This is a genomic window from Micromonospora sp. AMSO12t, assembly GCF_008806585.1.
GTDB classification, from domain to species: Bacteria; Actinomycetota; Actinomycetes; order Mycobacteriales; family Micromonosporaceae; genus Micromonospora; species Micromonospora reichwaldensis.
In genome coordinates this window covers 1-14,543 of sequence record NZ_WAAS01000169.1, presented here as the reverse complement: position 1 = coordinate 14,543, position 14,543 = coordinate 1, and the positions used below count along the sequence as shown (strand labels likewise).

The 14,543-nt window shown below is 74.8% G+C and carries 13 protein-coding genes and 1 pseudogene; 4 read left to right on the top strand and 10 right to left on the bottom strand.

Features of this window, described 5'->3' with window-relative positions; genetic code table 11:
• From F6X68_RS22130 to F6X68_RS22120, 3 genes are all read right to left on the bottom strand, one after another.
• A partial coding sequence (locus tag F6X68_RS22130) for an NAD(P)-dependent oxidoreductase (RefSeq protein WP_305069295.1) occupies positions 1-511 on the bottom strand: 511 nt, incomplete at its 3' end.
• Between the two features lie 70 nt (positions 512-581).
• Positions 582-1,748, bottom strand: coding sequence for a nicotinate-nucleotide--dimethylbenzimidazole phosphoribosyltransferase (locus F6X68_RS22125; protein ID WP_151456080.1), 1,167 nt, complete (start codon positions 1,746-1,748; stop codon positions 582-584).
• Positions 1,749-1,802: 54 nt separating this feature from the next.
• The gene (locus tag F6X68_RS22120) at positions 1,803-2,015 is read right to left on the bottom strand and encodes a transposase (protein WP_192581492.1); all 213 of its coding nucleotides are present in this window, start codon (positions 2,013-2,015) and stop codon (positions 1,803-1,805) included.
• 119 nt (positions 2,016-2,134) lie between these two features.
• Between F6X68_RS22120 and F6X68_RS22115 the strand changes: the two genes are divergently transcribed.
• Positions 2,135-3,274, top strand: coding sequence for an RNA-guided endonuclease TnpB family protein (locus F6X68_RS22115; RefSeq protein ID WP_225852353.1), 1,140 nt, complete (start codon positions 2,135-2,137; stop codon positions 3,272-3,274).
• Between the two features lie 52 nt (positions 3,275-3,326).
• Here F6X68_RS22115 and cobC read toward each other — a convergent pair whose 3' ends face one another.
• Entirely contained in the window at positions 3,327-4,400 is a 1,074-nt protein-coding gene (gene cobC, locus F6X68_RS22110) for an Rv2231c family pyridoxal phosphate-dependent protein CobC (RefSeq protein ID WP_151456076.1), read from the bottom strand.
• 121 nt (positions 4,401-4,521) lie between these two features.
• Between cobC and F6X68_RS22105 the strand changes: the two genes are divergently transcribed.
• Positions 4,522-6,654, top strand: coding sequence for a transglycosylase domain-containing protein (locus F6X68_RS22105; RefSeq protein ID WP_151456075.1), 2,133 nt, complete (start codon positions 4,522-4,524; stop codon positions 6,652-6,654).
• Between the two features lie 55 nt (positions 6,655-6,709).
• Here F6X68_RS22105 and F6X68_RS22100 read toward each other — a convergent pair whose 3' ends face one another.
• Together F6X68_RS22100 and F6X68_RS22095 are read right to left on the bottom strand one after the other, a co-directional pair.
• Entirely contained in the window at positions 6,710-7,279 is a 570-nt protein-coding gene (locus tag F6X68_RS22100; RefSeq protein WP_132239339.1) for a GNAT family N-acetyltransferase, read from the bottom strand.
• Positions 7,276-8,667, bottom strand: a complete 1,392-nt coding sequence (locus F6X68_RS22095) for a cobyrinate a,c-diamide synthase (protein WP_151456074.1) — start codon at positions 8,665-8,667, stop codon at positions 7,276-7,278. Before F6X68_RS22095 ends, F6X68_RS22100 begins: the two co-directional genes overlap by 4 nt.
• A 211-nt stretch (positions 8,668-8,878) precedes the next feature.
• On the opposite strand from F6X68_RS22095, the gene F6X68_RS22090 reads away from it, so the two are divergent.
• Positions 8,879-9,706: an SURF1 family protein gene (locus F6X68_RS22090; protein ID WP_192581491.1), complete on the top strand. Its 828-nt coding sequence runs from the start codon at positions 8,879-8,881 to the stop codon at positions 9,704-9,706.
• A 19-nt stretch (positions 9,707-9,725) separates the two neighbouring features.
• On the opposite strand, the gene F6X68_RS22085 is transcribed toward F6X68_RS22090, so the two are convergent.
• The 4 genes and pseudogenes from F6X68_RS22085 to F6X68_RS22070 all read right to left on the bottom strand — a co-directional run.
• Positions 9,726-11,306 carry an ATP-dependent DNA ligase gene (locus tag F6X68_RS22085; RefSeq protein WP_151456072.1) on the bottom strand — a complete coding sequence of 527 codons (1,581 nt, stop codon included), beginning with the start codon at positions 11,304-11,306 and terminating at the stop codon, positions 9,726-9,728.
• A gap of 87 nt (positions 11,307-11,393) precedes the next feature.
• Complete coding sequence (locus F6X68_RS22080) at positions 11,394-11,600, bottom strand: hypothetical protein (RefSeq protein WP_151456071.1); 207 nt, start codon at positions 11,598-11,600, stop codon at positions 11,394-11,396.
• Between the two features lie 77 nt (positions 11,601-11,677).
• Complete coding sequence (locus tag F6X68_RS22075) at positions 11,678-13,030, bottom strand: dipeptidase (RefSeq protein ID WP_192581493.1); 1,353 nt, start codon at positions 13,028-13,030, stop codon at positions 11,678-11,680.
• Positions 13,020-13,753: pseudogene (locus tag F6X68_RS22070) on the bottom strand (hypothetical protein); the annotation flags it as partial. The pseudogene F6X68_RS22070 and the gene F6X68_RS22075, both read right to left, overlap by 11 nt.
• A 382-nt stretch (positions 13,754-14,135) precedes the next feature.
• Here F6X68_RS22070 and F6X68_RS22065 point away from each other — a divergent pair.
• The gene (locus tag F6X68_RS22065) at positions 14,136-14,537 is read left to right on the top strand and encodes a rhodanese-like domain-containing protein (RefSeq protein ID WP_151456079.1); all 402 of its coding nucleotides are present in this window, start codon (positions 14,136-14,138) and stop codon (positions 14,535-14,537) included.
• The last annotated feature ends 6 nt before the right edge of the window (positions 14,538-14,543 follow it).

The following is a 14,543-nucleotide window of genomic DNA, read 5'->3' as shown; positions in this document are numbered from 1 at the left end:
CACCCTGTGTGGATGGCAGGGACCCTTCCTCCACCGCAGGCGTTGACCGGGGGCCCTTCCTCACGTCCAGGAGGGCGCGGACGGCGTCGCGGACGGCCATCGCCCGGCGCGGGTCGCCTCCGCCGAGCACCGCCACGGTCACCGGCCCGTGCCGGGTCACCGCCGGCGTCCATGCGGTGGCGGCGGCGCGGTCGTCGGCGCGTACGCAGAAGATGCGACGCTCGGCGGCGGCGGCGCTGACCGACGCGGCGGCGAGCGGGTCGTCGACCGCGACCTGGACCAGCCACGCGCCGTCCAGGTCGTCGGGGGCGAACCGGCGCGGCGCCCAGTGCAGCCGTCCGGCGTCGACGTGCGCGCGCAGCGCCGGGGTCAGCTCGGGCGCGACGAGGAAGACGTGCGCCCCGGCGTCGAGCAGGGCCGGCACCCGCCGGGTGGCCACCGCTCCCCCGCCCACCACGACCACCCGGCGGCCGGCGAGCCGCAGGCCGAGCGGGTACGGGTTGCCGCTCACGCCGCCGCCCCGCCCTGCTCGCCGGCGACGGCGGAACGCGACACGCCTGCGGGCCGCTCGCTCCGGTCGCTCACTTCTCGGCCACCCCCGCCGAGTCGAACGTGGCCACCTCGTGCAGCACCCGGACCGCGCCGGTGACCACCGGCAGCGCGAGCAGCGCGCCGGTGCCCTCGCCCAGGCGCAGCCCGAGGTCGATCAGCGGCGCCAGGCCCAGCCGGCGCAGCGCGACCGTGGCCCCCGGCTCGGCGGAGCGGTGCCCGGCCACCATGGCGGCCACGGCGTGCGGCGCGAGGGCCGCCGCGGCGAGGGCTGCGGCGACCGCGATCACCCCGTCCAGCAGCACCGGGGTGCGGCGGGCGGCGGCGCCCAGGATCAGCCCGGCCAGCGCGGCGTGCTCCAGCCCGCCGACGGCGGCCAGCACGCCCAGTGGGTCGGCGGGATCGGGGTCGTGCCGGCGCAGCGCGGCCCGCACGACGTCGACCTTGCGGGCGTACGTCGGGTCGTCGACCCCGGTGCCCCGGCCCGTCGTCTCCGCCGGGTCGATGCCGGTGAACGCGGCGATCAGGGCGGCGGCCGGCGTGGTGTTGCCGATGCCCATGTCCCCCGTGAGCAGGATGCCCGCGCCCGCGTCGATCAACTCGTCGGCCACCCGGATGCCGGTCTCGACGGCCGCGCGGGCCTCCTCGCGGGTGAGCGCGGCGGTCACCGCCAGGTCCCGGGTGCCGGGGCGGACGTTCGCCGCGACCAGCCGGGGCGCGTCGCGGGCCGGCAGGCTGTCCGCCGGGGGCCGGGTGAGCGGAATGGCCGGCGCGCCATCGGCGGCCAAGGCACCCGCCGGGCCGTCGGCGAGCGGGGCACCCGCCGGGGTGCCGGTGGCCGGGAGCGGGGTGGCCACGCCGACGTCGACGACGGTGACCGAGGCGCCGGCCTGCCGGGCGAACGCGTTGACGACCGCGCCGCCGGCCAGGAAGTTGCCGATCATCTGCGCGGTGACCTCCTGCGGCCAGGGCGTCACCCCCTGGGCGTGCACGCCGTGGTCACCGGCGAAGATCGCGACCGCGGCCGGCTCGGGCAGCGGCGGCGGGCAGTGCCCGGCCAGGCCGGCGAGGCGTACGGAGAGTTCCTCCAGGGCGCCGAGCGAGCCGGCGGGCTTGGTCAGCCGCCCCTGCAACTCCCGCGCGGCGGCCATCGCCGACTCGTCCGGCGGCCGGATCGCCGCGATCGTGGTCTCCAGCATCATCAGAATTCGCCCGTGAAACCCCTGGCTTCAGCCACGGGGAGGAAAGGATGGTCAGGCGTCGCGTTGGTTCTCGACATAGTGTTTGACGGCCTCCATGGTTGCGCCGCCGACAGTGGCGACAAAGTACGAGTGGCCCAGAGGGGCGGGTAGCCGGGACCGCGGTGACGGGAATTCGGCGCGCAGCAGACGCCACGTGCGGCCCTTGATCTGCTTGACGAGCCGGTGGATGCCGAACTGCGGATCGCATGTGATGAACAGGCGCACATGGTCGGCATCGTCAACTCCACGATGGGCGCGTCGCGTTCGGCGCATTCCTCGCGGATGATTTCTTTGAGACTTCCTCCATCCCCCACTATAAAGCTGACTGACGTATTGTGTTGATTGTGGACGAAACGGTGCGGTACACCTACCGGCTGCGCCCTGGCGCAACCGCGCGGGCCGCGCTGCTCACCGAGTGGGGCCGATGCCGATGGCTGTGGAACGAAGCCGTCCACCAGCAGAAGTCCCGCCGCAAGCCCACCTTCTGCACGCTGTCCAAAATGCTCACCGATGCACGCGCCCGGTCCTCGTGGCTGCGCGACGGCACCCAAGTCGCCCAACAGCAGACACTGCGCACCTACTCCCTGGCACTTCAGCACTCCTACAAGATCAAAGGCCGAGGGCGACCAACGGTCAAACGCCGGAAGTGCACCCTGCCCAGCCTTGAGTACACCCTGCGTGGGTTCACCATCCGGGAACGTCGGCTGCGCTTGGCCGGTGGCATCACTATCCCGGTGCTCTGGTCCCGAGACCTGCCGTCCACGCCGACCAGCGTGCGCATCTACCAGGACTCGCTGGGCCACTGGTACGCCTCGTTCGTCGTTCGTCGCGAAGCGGAAGTGGCACCGGCCGTCGACAGGTCGATCGGCGTTGACTGGGGCGTCACCACCACCGCCACCACCACCGATCCCGCCTACGACCTGCCGCACCTCGGCCACCGCAAGCGGTGCGCTGCGGAGCTGGCCAAGGCACAGCGCAAGATGAGCCGTCGGCGTCGCCCCCGAGGCAACCCGCCGTCGAGGGGCTACCTGCAAGCCAAACGGCAGGCCGCCAGGCTCAACAAGAAGGCGGCCCGACAGAACGCACACGAAGCCCGACAGTGGGCAAAAAGGGTCGTGAACGACCATGACGTGATCGCCGTTGAGAACTTCAAGCCGACGTTCCTGACGCGAAGCACCATGGCGCGCAAGGTCGCAGACGCCGCGATCGGCGCGGCGAAGCGAGAGCTGATCGAACGCGGCGCGCGGGCGGGCCGAAAGGTGGTGCTGGTGCCGCCCGCCTACACCACGATGACCTGCTCGCAGTGCGGAACGAGAGCCAAGGAACGCCTCGGGCTGGGTGTGCGAACTTTCCGGTGCGACAGCTGCGGGCATACTGCCTGTCGAGACCGGAACGCCGCGGGGGCGATCCTCGCCACGGTAGAACGCGACCGTGCTGGTGCTGACGACGCAAGACACGTGAACACCTCCCTTCGGGGTTGGTAGCTGCGCGCAGTCCGAGCCAGAAATCCCCCCGACTTCCAGCCGTGGGGAAGCGTTAAGCCTCCAGGATCTCCGCCAGTACCTCGGTCAACGCGTCGGTGGTGGCCGTGTCGCGCACGGCGATCCGCAGCCAGTCCGGGCCGAGACCGGGGAACGTGTCGCCCCGGCGTACCGCCCAGCCGCGCTGCCGCAGGGCGACCCGCACGTCGGCGGCCCCGGGGACGTGCACCAGCACGAACGCGCTGGCGGGACGGCCGGCGACGCGTACGCCGGGCAGGGCCGACAGGCGGGCGACCAGGTGGTCGCGGTCGGCGGCGAGCCGGGCGGCGATGGCGCGCTCGGCCTCGACCGCGACGGGCGTGGCGCAGGCCGACGCGGCGGCCAGGGCGGGGGTGGAGACGGCCCAGAGCGGCTGGGCGGCGGCCAGCCGTTCCAGCAGGTCCGCCTCGCCGAGCAGGTAGCCGATGCGCAGACCGGCCAGGCCCCAGGTCTTGGTGAGGCTGCGGACCACCAGCAGGCCGGGCAGGTCCCGCCTGGTGGCCAGCGACTCCGGTTCGCCGGCCACGCCGGGGGCGACGGTGGTGTCGGCGAACGCCTCGTCGACCACCAGCACCCGGCCGGGTCGGGCCAGGGCGGCCAGGTCGCCGGCGGGGTGCAGCACCGACGTCGGGTTGGTCGGGTTGCCGATCATCACGAGGTCGGCGTCGGCGGGCACCCGGGCCGGGTCGAGCCGGAAGTCGTCGTCCGCGTCGAGCAGCACCCGCTCGACCTGGTGCCCGGCGGCGCGCAACGCCGCCTCCGGCTCGGTGAACTGCGGGTGCACCACCACCGGTCGGCGTACCCCGGCGAGCGCCCGGGCGAGCAGCACGAAGCCCTCGGCCGCGCCGGCGGTCAGCAGCACCTCGGCCGGCGGGCGGCCGTGCCGGGCCGCGACGGCGGCCCGTGCTGGCCCCGGGTCGGGGTACGCGGCGAGGTCGCCGAGCGCGGCGGTGATCGGGTCGGCCAGCCAGTCCGGCATCGCGTCGCGCCGCACGTTGACGGCGAGGTCGACGAGCCCCGGCCCCACCTCGGCGTCGCCGTGGTGGGTGAGGTCGGGTTCGGGGAGGGTCCCGGTCGGCTGACCACGCATGTCCGCGATCCTGCCGGGAAGGTGCCGCGCGGGACAGCGGATCCCGGCGTGGGCCGCATCACCACACGGGCGTTTATGAATATTTCTCAGGTACGAATCGGAAATGTCATAACTTGAGCGTGTGAGCAATCGACCCCTTGCCGCCGCTGGTCGTCTCGTTCCCCTCCTCCGCGCCGGACTGATCGCCGGGATCGTGGTCGCCGCCGTGGCGTACCCCGTGGCCGCCGCCACCGGCCTCGGCGCCAAGGTCACGGCGCACGCCATGGAACACAAGACCGAGATCCTCACCACCGCGCTGCCGGCCGAGACGTCGTACGTCTACGCGCCGGACGGCAAGACGGTGCTGACGATGTTCTACGAGGAGTACCGGCAGTACACGAAGCTGGCCGACATCTCCCCGCACATGCAGCAGGCGATCGTCGCCGCCGAGGACAACCGCTTCTACCAGCACCGGGGCGTCGACCCGAAGGGCGTCGCCCGCGCCTTCGTGGCCAACGCCCGCTCCAGCGGCGTCTCCCAGGGCGCCTCCACGCTCACCATGCAGTACGTGCGGATGGCGCTGCGGGACAGCGCGAAGACGCCGAAGGAGGTGCAGGAGGCCACCCAGCAGACCAGCCTGCGCAAGGTCCGCGAGATGCGGATGGCGATGGACCTGGAGAAGGAACTCAGCAAGGACGACGTCCTGGAGCGCTACCTCAACTCCGCGTACTTCGGGCACCGCGCGTACGGCATCTACGCGGCCAGCGAGATCTTCTTCTCCAAGGCCCCCAAGGACCTCAGCCCCGTCGAGGCGGCCACCCTCGCCGGCCTGGTCAAGTCCCCGTCCGAGTACGACCCGGCCAGCTCCGACCAGAAGGACGCCACCGGCCGGCGCAACTACGTGCTCGACCGGATGGCCCAGCTCGGATACCTCTCGCCGGACGCCGTCACGCAGGCGAAGACCGAGCCGATCCGGCTGAAGCTGACGTACCCGCCGAACGACTGCGCCTCCGTGCCCGAGAAGTGGAACAGCTGGGGCTTCGCCTGCGACTACCTGAAGAACTGGTGGAGCACGCAGCCCGCGTTCGGCGAGAACCGGCTGGAGCGGTTGGACAAGCTGCGCCGGGGCGGCTACCGGATCGTGCTCAGCCTCGACCCCAAGATCCAGGAGGCGGCCGAGCAGAACGTCGGCACCAAGGAGAACACCGGCAGCCCCTTCGCCAACGGCATCGTGGTCTCCGAGCCCGGCACCGGGCGGGTCAAGGCGATGGCGGTGAACCGGACGTACTCGCTGGACCTGAGCGAGAACGGGCAGAGCTCCAACCCCGAGGCCGGGCCGAAGGTCAAGGCGAACTACCCGAACACCGTGGCGCCCCTGCTCGGCGGCGGCGACCTGGCGGGCTACCAGGCCGGCTCGACGTTCAAGATGTTCCCCATGCTGGCCGCGCTCAACGCGGGCATGCCGCTGTCCACCTCGTTCAACGCACCGCACCGGTACCGCTCCGAGGTCTACGACGGTTGGTCGCCGTCCAACGCCAGCGGCGCGATGAGCGGCAACCAGACCATGTGGTCCGGCTTCGGCAAGTCGGTGAACACGTACTTCGTGTGGCTGGAGGAGCAGGTCGGCGCGGACAAGGCGGTCCGCCTGGCCGAGCAGCTCGGGCTGCGCTGGCGCACCGACGTCGACCGGGAGCACGCGTCCCCGGCCAAGGCGAAACAGTGGGGCGCGTTCACCCTCGGCGTCTCCGACGCCACGCCGCTGGAGATGGCCAACGCGTACGCCGCGATCGCCGCGGACGGCCGCTACTGCGAGGCGATCCCGGTGCAGGCGATCTACAACCGGGACGGCACGCCGACCACCTGGAAGACCGCCTCCGGCATCGAGCGGGAGGTCGCCAAGCCGCGCTGCCGGCAGGTGGTGAACGCCGACGCCGCCCGCGCCGCCACCGACGCCGCCCGCTGCCCGACCGGCGACACCCCGGCCCGCGGCAGCTGCGGCGGCTGGTCGACCGCGGACAGCGTGCGGGGCACCGTCGGCCGCCCGGTGGCCGGCAAGACGGGCACCACCGACAGCACGCGGTCGGCCTGGTTCGTCGGCTACACGCCGGAACTGGCGGCGGCGAGCTTCATCTCCGACCCGGACAACCCGTTCAACGCGGTCGGCGACGGCCAGTCGCAGATCCCGATCAAGGCGGTGGCGCAGACCCTCCGCGACGGCCTCAAGGGCCAGCCCACCCGCCAGTTCACCCCACCGTCGGACCGCATCGTCGGCTGAGCCGGGGTCGCACGGCCACCGCCCCGGTCCCGGTGCCGCCCGGGGTCGGGGTGGGTCAGCGCAGGTCGGCGGAGACGAGGGACCAGACCTCCAGGTCGACCCGGCCGCCCCGGACGAAGCCGGCGTTGCGGAGCAGGCCCTCATAGCTGAACCCGGCCTTCTCGGCGACCCGTCGGGAGGCCAGGTTGCCGGGAGCGACCCGCAGCTCGACGCGCTGGAAGCCGTGTTCGAGGATCAGCGCGATGGCGAGCGCGTCGACCGCCTCGGCCGCCAGGCCGAAGCCCCGCGCGTGCGCCGCCATCGCGTAGGAGACCTCGGTGCACCGGGCGCCCCAGTCGGTGCGCCGCGTCCACAGGCAGCCCACCACCAGGTCGTCCTCCCGGCGTACCACCGCGTAGTGGTCGCCGTCGCCGCTGTCGCGCCGCTGCCGCGCCAGGTCGGTGCACCAGGCCAGGCCGTCGATCTGCCCGGAGGTGTCGGCCAGCGGCAGCCACCGCCGGGTCTGCCGGTCGGCGAAGACCTCGTCGGCCGCCGCCGCGTCGGCCCCGGTCAGCGCGCGTACCTCGGTGCGGGGCGTGGAGACGGTCAGCGCCGGAAAGCGACGGACCGCCACCTGACCGATCACGCGGGCACCCCGTCGGGCCGGGCGGTCGCGGGGTCGGCCGCCGCCGCCACCGCCGCGTCCACGAGGCGGGCCGCCAGCTGCGGGTACGCCGCCCAGTGCAGGGTGAGCTGCGAGGCGTGCACGCCCCGCCAGACGAAGCCCTCGGGCGCCCCGCCGTCCCAGCTCCACGCCGGCCGCGCCCCGGCGCGCGGGGTGAGCACGCCGCGGTGCTCCTTGTGCCCCGCCACCACCGTCCCCGCCGGCCCCACGAGGCTGTCGGTCAACGCGGTCGCCTGCCGGTAGCCCACCACCAGGCCGTCGCGGCGCGTCCCCACCGCGTCGAGCACGCCGCACATGGGCAGCCCGTCCAGTTCCCGGGCCAGCCAGAGCAGGCCGGCCCCCTCGGCGACGACCGGCCGCCCGGTGCGGGCCAGCTCGGCGACCGCGATGCAGAGCCGGCGGTTGGCGGAGAGCTGCTCGGCGTACGACTCGGGCAGCCCGCCGCCGACGACCAGCGCGCCGGTGCCGGCGGGCAGCGCCTCGTCGTGCAGCGGGTCGACCGTCACCACCTCGGCGCCGGCCGCCCGGAGCAGCTCGACGGCCTCGGGATCGCTGTAGCTGCCGCCCGGCGCCCCGGCGACCGCGACGACCGGGCGCGGCCCGGCGACCTCCCGCCCGGGCTGCGGCGTCCAGGGCGGCGCGGGCAGGGGCGGCGCGGAGCGGGCCAGGCCCAGCAGCCGGTCCAGCTCGACGGTGGCGGCGACCGCCTCGCCGAGCCGGCGGACCGCGCGGGTGGCCTCGTCGGTGCGGGCGAGCGCGGGCACCGCCCCGTACCGGCGGGCGGGCAGCACGGACGGCAGGTCCTGGCGGCGCAGCGCGCCGTAGACGGGCACGCCGATGTCGTCCAGCGCCGCGCGCAGCAGCTCCTCGTGCCGGGAAGACGCCACCCGGTTGAGGATCACCCCGCCGAGCCAGAGCTGCTCGTCGTACGAGCGGAAGCCGTGCACCAGGGCGGCCACCGACTGCCCCGTCGCCGCGACGTCGACCACGAGCACGACCGGGCTGCGCAGCGCGGTGGCCACGGCGGCCGTCGACTCGCTCTCCGGGCGGCCGGCGAGGCTGTCGTACAGGCCCATGCTGCCCTGCACCACGGCGAGCCCGGCGCCGGCCGCGCCGTGGCCGACGAGGGGGGCGATCCGGTCGGCGCCGACCAGCCGGGGATCGAGGATCCGACCGGGGCGGCCGGCGGCCAGCCCGAGGTACGCGGCGTCCACGCGGTCGGGGCCGACCTTGAACCCGGCGACGTCGACGCCCCGGTCGGCGAACGCGGCGAGCAGCCCGATCGCCAGCGCGCTCTTGCCGTGGCCGGAGGACGGCGCGCTGAGCACCAGGCGCGGCACGACGGTCATCATCGACTCCCTTGCGGGGCGGCGGGGGGACCTGCGGCGGGCCGACCGCGCGGTCCGCCCGCGTGACGATAGCCGAAGCGGCCGCCGCGCGGTCGCCGCCGAACGGGCCCGCCGGCGGTGTCGGGCGTCGCCGGGCGGAGTCGTCGACACCCCGCCCGGGCCCGCGATGGGGGCTGTCGCAGCGAGTGTCTCCGGTCACAGGGGTAGCCTCGTGGGCGTGTACCGGTTCCTGCTGACGCCGCGCTGGCTGGGCATTCTCGCACTGACCCTGGTCGCCTCGGCGGTGATGGTGCTGCTCGGCAACTGGCAGCTGGACCGCTACCACGGCCGTACGGAGGCCAACGAGCGGATCGACGCCGGCCTGCGGATGGCCCCGGTGCCGCTGCGGGACGTGCTGCCGGCCCCGACGGGCGGCAACGGCACGGCCGGCCCCGCCCCCGTCGCGGAGAAGGCCTGGACCAAGGTCACCGTGACCGGCCGCTACGACCCGGCGAACGTGGTCCTGGTCCGGGGCCGCTCGGTGGACCGCACGGTCGGCTTCGAGGTGGTCGCCCCGCTCGTGCTGGCCGACGGCACGGCCGTGCTGGTGGACCGGGGCTGGATCCCGCCGGCCCGGGGCGGCGACGCGACCGTCCAGCCGGAGGTGCCGGCCCTCCCGCCCGGCGAGGTCACCGTGACGGGGCGCGTGCACCTGAGCGAGAGCGGCTCGGTCGCCGTGACCCGGCGTGACGGCAAGCTGGAGACCCGGCGGATCGGCGTGCCCCGGCTGGCCCGGGAGCTGCCCTATCCCGTGCACGGCGCGTACCTGCTGCTCGACGAGCAGACCCCGGCGGCCGACCCCGCGTTCAAGGACGTGCCGGTCGGATACAACAACAACTGGCAGAACTTCGGCTACGTCGTGCAGTGGTGGATCTTCGCCGCGATGACCCTGTTCGGCTACGGCTGGGTGGCCCGCCGGGAGGCCCGTCGGCTGGCGGGCGTGGGACCGCGGCAGCCCGTCGACCGGGCCGCCGAGCCCGCGCCGCAGGGCGCCGCCTGACCCGCCCCGCCAACCCCGCTCAGCCGGTGACGCGGCCGGCGTGGATGGCGCGTACGGCGTCGATGGTGTCGGCCTCCGCCGCCGTCTTGTCGTCGCGGTAGCGCACCACCCGGGCGAAGCGCAGCGCCATCCCGCCCGGGTAGCGGGAGCTGGTCTGCACCCCGTCGAAGGCGATCTCGACCACCTGCTCGGGGCGGACCCGCACCTCCCAGTCGCCGTGCTCGACGGCGAGGGCGAGGAAGCGCTCGGTCTGCCAGCGCAGCAGCTCGTCGGTGAGGCCCTTGAACGTCTTGCCGAGCATGACGAAGTCGCCGGTGCGCGGGTCGCGGGCGCCGAGGTGCAGGTTGGACAGCCAGCCCTCCCGCCGGCCGCTTCCCCACTCGACCGCGATCACCACCAGGTCGAGGGTGTGCCGGGGCTTCACCTTCACCCAGGCGGATCCCCGCCGGCCGGCGTCGTAGGGTGCGTCGGGCGCCTTCACCACCACCCCCTCCTGGCCGGCGTCGATGGCGGCCGCGAACGCCTCGCCGGCCCGCTCCGGGTCGTCGACCTCCACCCGGCCGACCACGAGCGAGGCGTCGACCGCGGCGTCGAGCGCGGCCCAGCGCTCCCGGCCGGGCAGGTCGATCAGGTCGTCGCCGTCGAGGTGCAGCAGGTCGAAGAAGTACGGCGTCAGCACGGTCGCGCCCGTCGCCCCGGCGGCGGCCACGGCCGGGGCGACCGGGGCGGCGCCGGTGCTGCTCGGCGTGGTGCGCCGCGCCGCCCGGCTCGACGTCTGCTGGAAGGGCAGCGGACGGCCCGTCTCGTCGAGCCCGATCGCCTCCCCGTCGAGCACCAGCTCGCGTGCGGGCAGCGCCCGCACGGCGGCGACCACCTCCGGCACCCGGGCGGTGATGTCGTCCAGGCTGCGGGTGAACACGGCGATGTCGTCGCCGGAGCGGTGCACCTGGATCCGGATGCCGTCGAGCTTGACGTCGACCACGGCGGGGGTGCCCGTCGCCGCGAGCGCCTCGTCCACCGAGGGCGCGCTCTGCGCCAGCATCGGCGCGAGCGGGCGGCCGACCTGGAGGCCGAAGGCGCCCAGCGCCGCCGCGCCCCCGTCGAGCGCGGCGACCGCGACCGCGCGCAGGTCACCGGCGAGCAGCAGCGCCCGGCGTACGGCGACGAGCGGCACGTCGGCGGCCCGGGCCACCGCGTCGGCGAGCAGCCCCGCCTGCGCGCCCTGGCGCAGCTCACCGCTGAACAGGCCGGTCAGCAGCCGCTGCTCCTCGGCGGTGGCGGCGGCGTAGAGCGCGCCCAACAGCGCCCGGCGGCGGGCCTGGGAACCCGGCCCGTGCACGGACGCGATCTCGTCGATGGCCGCGTCGACGGCGGACACGGTCAGGGTCGGCTCGGTGGCCGGCGGCGGCAGGTCACGCAGGCTCGCCCAGCCGACCCCGGTCTGCCGCTGGCGCAGCTCGCCGGCCAGCCAGCCGGCGCCCGCCGGGACCTCGGACGGGTCGAGCGCCCGCAACGCGGCGGCGAGCAGCTCCACCTTGGTCCGCCGGGCCCGGGTGGCGCCGACGGCGGCGGAGGTGGCTGCCAGGTCGAGGAACCGCACGGCTCCATCCTGCCAGCCACCCCCGACACGACCCCGGGCATTGCCGTGCCCGGGCGCCGGAAAACCTCCGCCCGCCGGGATGGCGGGTCAGGCCGAGACGGGTTCCTCGATGCGCAGCCCGCGGGCGCGGATCTCCTCGGCGACCCGGGAGAGCACCGTGTCGAGAGCGACCAGCGCGGCGGACAGGTCGCCGAGCTGTTCCTTGAGCGTGTCCTCGGACCACGCGGAGACGTCGACGTCCCCCAGGGCGCTGACGGCGGCGTCGAGCCGGCCCATCACCTCATTCGTACGCATGTTCGAGAGGCTATAACAACCCGACCGGCGACACACCGCAAACTCCCACATCCACCCGGAAGTTACGGTTCCGACACCTAACGCCCGTCGACGCCCGCCTCGGCGACCTTCTTCAGCAGCAGCGCCTCGGCCAGACAGACCCGGGCGAACTCCCCGAGGTGCAGGCTCTCGTTCGGGCCGTGCGCCCGGGCCTGCGGGTCCTCCACGCCGGTCACCAGGATCGCCGCGCGCGGGAACATCTCCTGGAAGGTGGCGATGAACGGGATCGAGCCGCCGATGCCGAGGTCCACCGGGTCGGTGCCGTCCCAAGCGGTCCGGAACGCCGAGCGGGCCGCGTCGAACATCGGCCCGGACGCGTCGATGACGCACGGCGCGCCGTCGTGTTCGAAGACGACTGTCACCCGCGCGCCCCACGGGGCGTGCTTCTCCAGGTGGGCGCGCAGGGCCGCGTACGCCCGCTTCGGGTCGTCACCCGGCGCCAGCCGTACGCTCAGCTTGGCCCTGGCCGCCGGCACCAGGGCGTTCGGCGCCTCGGCGGTGGACGGGGCGTCGATGCCGAGCACCGCGAGGGCCGGCTTGGTCCAGAGCCGCTCGGTGATCCGTCCGGTGCCGATGAGGCTGACGCCCTCGGCCAGCCCCGCCTCGGCGCGGAACCGGTCCTCCGGGTAGTCGACGCTCGCGCCCTCCCGGGCGACCAGCCCGTCGACGGCCACGTCCCCGGCCTCGGTGTGCAGGGTGGCCAGCAACCGCGCCAGGGCGGTCAGCGCGTCCGGCACGGGACCGCCGTAGACGCCGCTGTGCACGGCGTGGTCGAGGGTGCGCACCTCCACGAAGCAGTTGACGATGCCGCGCAGGGACGTGGTCAGCGCCGGTACGCCGATGTCCCAGTTGGTGGAGTCGGCGATCACGATGACGTCCGAGGCGATCTCGTCGCGGTGCTCGGCGAGCAGCCGCTCCAACGAGTCGGAGCCGTACTCCTCCTCGCCCTCGACGAAGAGCACCACGCCGACCGGCAACGCGTCACCGTACGCGCGCAGCGCCGCCACGTGCGCCATGATGCCGGCCTTGTCGTCGGCGGCGCCCCGGCCGTAGAGCCGACCGTCCCGCTCCACCGGCTCGAACGGGTCCGACTCCCACAGCGTCAGGTCGCCGACCGGCTGCACGTCGTGGTGGGCGTAGAGCAGCACCGTCGGCGCCCCGGGCGGGGCCGCCTTCCGCCCGATCACGGCCGGCTGGCCGCCGGAGCGCACGATCTTGACATCGAGACCGCAGCCGCGCACCAGCTCGGCCACCGCCTCGGCGGAACGCTCCACGTGCGAGTGGTCGAAGCCCTCGAACGCGATGCCGGGAATGCGGACGAGGCGTTCCAGGTCGGCGCGGACGCCGGGCAGCTCCCGCTCGACGGCGGCCCGGACCTCGGACTCGGACATGAGGGGTGTGGTCATGACCGGCATCGTATGCCGGCCTTACCGACCGTCCCATCCCGCCCGAGGCCGGAGTGACGGTTCGGTACCGGCCGGCCCGACCGCTCAGCGGCGGCGCACGTAGTAGCGGTCGGCGTCGTGCGGCAGGCCCGGGGCGCCGTCGACCACCAGGTCCGCGCGCGCCTCGGTGCCGTCGGCGGCGAAGTGCGACCGCTCCCCGAGGTGCCAGCGACGCAGCTCCGGCAGGATCTCCGGGCCGTCGCGCTCGATCGCCCGGGCCAGCCGCAGCGGCGCCGGGGCGGTGACGAAGACGGCCAGGGTCAGGTCCGCGGTGGCGGCGGCCCGCGCCGCGCTCACCCCCTCGACGAGGAGCACCGGCGCGACCGGGACCGGCACCGGGCGCGGCAGGAAGGCCCGCCGGACCCAGCTGAACCGGCGGTACGCCCCCGGCCGACCGGCGCGCAGCGGCCCGAGCACCCACTCCTCCAGCCGGGGCCAGAAGGTGAGCTGGTCGTCCCAGCCGTCGAGCAGGTCGTCGGTGTGCACCACCGGCGGCGGGCTGCCGCCGGGCAGGGCGGCGAGGGCGTCCGCGAGCCGCGCCGCGAACGCGCTCTTGCCCGCGCCGCTCGGCCCGTCCACCGCCACCAGCCGGGTCCGCCCCAACCGCGCCGGCCCGGCGAGCACCCGCCGGGCCAGCCGGTCGTACGCCTCGACCACCGCCACCGCCACGTGCCCGACGGTAACCAGGCCCGGTCCTCCCGTCACGAGGCGGGCCTGCGGTGGCGCGAGGCCCCGGCGTCGGCGTCGGCGTCGGCGTCGGCGTCGGCGTCGGCGTCGGCGTCGGCGTCGGCGGGTGACGGTAACCAGGCCGGCCCCCCTGCCACGGAGCGGGCCTGCGGTGACGGGAGGTTCCGGCGTCGGCGGGCGACGGTAACCAGGCCGGGCCCCCGTCACGGAGCGGGCCTGCGGTGGCGGGCGGCCCGGCGTCGGCGGGCCGCGCGGGACGCTCCGATCGGGGGTCGCCCGAACGAGCGTTCGTCGGGTGCGGCGGGGCGTTCGGCGGGCGGACTCCGCGACGGGGCGGGATGATCTGCTGGTGTCCCACAGCGTGATGAGTCCGGGCGTCGACGCCCTCCTGGAACAGGCCCGCGCCGGGGTACGCCGGCTGACCCCGCACCAGACCGTCGAGGCGGTCCGTACCGGGGCGTTGCTTATCGACACCCGCACCGACACACAGCGGCAGGAGCAGGGCGACCTGCCCGGCGCCATCGTGATCGACCGGACGGTGCTGGAGTGGCGACTCGACCCGGCCAGCGCATGGCGGATCCCGGAGGCCACGGCGTACGACCAGCGGATCGTGGTGGTGTGCCGCCAGGGCTACAGCTCCAGCCTCGCGGTCGCGAGCCTGCGGGCGCTCGGGCTGCACCTCGCGACCGACATGATCGGCGGCGTGCAGGCCTGGCGCGAGGCGGGGCTGCCCATGTCCGACCGCCCCGCCGACATCCGCCCCTGACCCACC

Bases quoted from the DNA above. Each gene is read 5' to 3' on its own strand.
- F6X68_RS22125 (WP_151456080.1), bottom strand. From the start codon at position 1,748: ATGCTGGAGACCACGATCGCGGCGATCCGGCCGCCGGACGAGTCGGCG.
- F6X68_RS22075 (WP_192581493.1), bottom strand. From the start codon at position 13,030: ATGTCCGAGTCCGAGGTCCGGGCCGCCGTCGAGCGGGAGCTGCCCGGC.
- cobC (WP_151456076.1), bottom strand. From the start codon at position 4,400: ATGCGTGGTCAGCCGACCGGGACCCTCCCCGAACCCGACCTCACCCAC.
- F6X68_RS22065 (WP_151456079.1), top strand. From the start codon at position 14,136: ATGAGTCCGGGCGTCGACGCCCTCCTGGAACAGGCCCGCGCCGGGGTA.
- F6X68_RS22080 (WP_151456071.1), bottom strand. From the start codon at position 11,600: ATGCGTACGAATGAGGTGATGGGCCGGCTCGACGCCGCCGTCAGCGCC.
- F6X68_RS22095 (WP_151456074.1), bottom strand. From the start codon at position 8,667: ATGACCGTCGTGCCGCGCCTGGTGCTCAGCGCGCCGTCCTCCGGCCAC.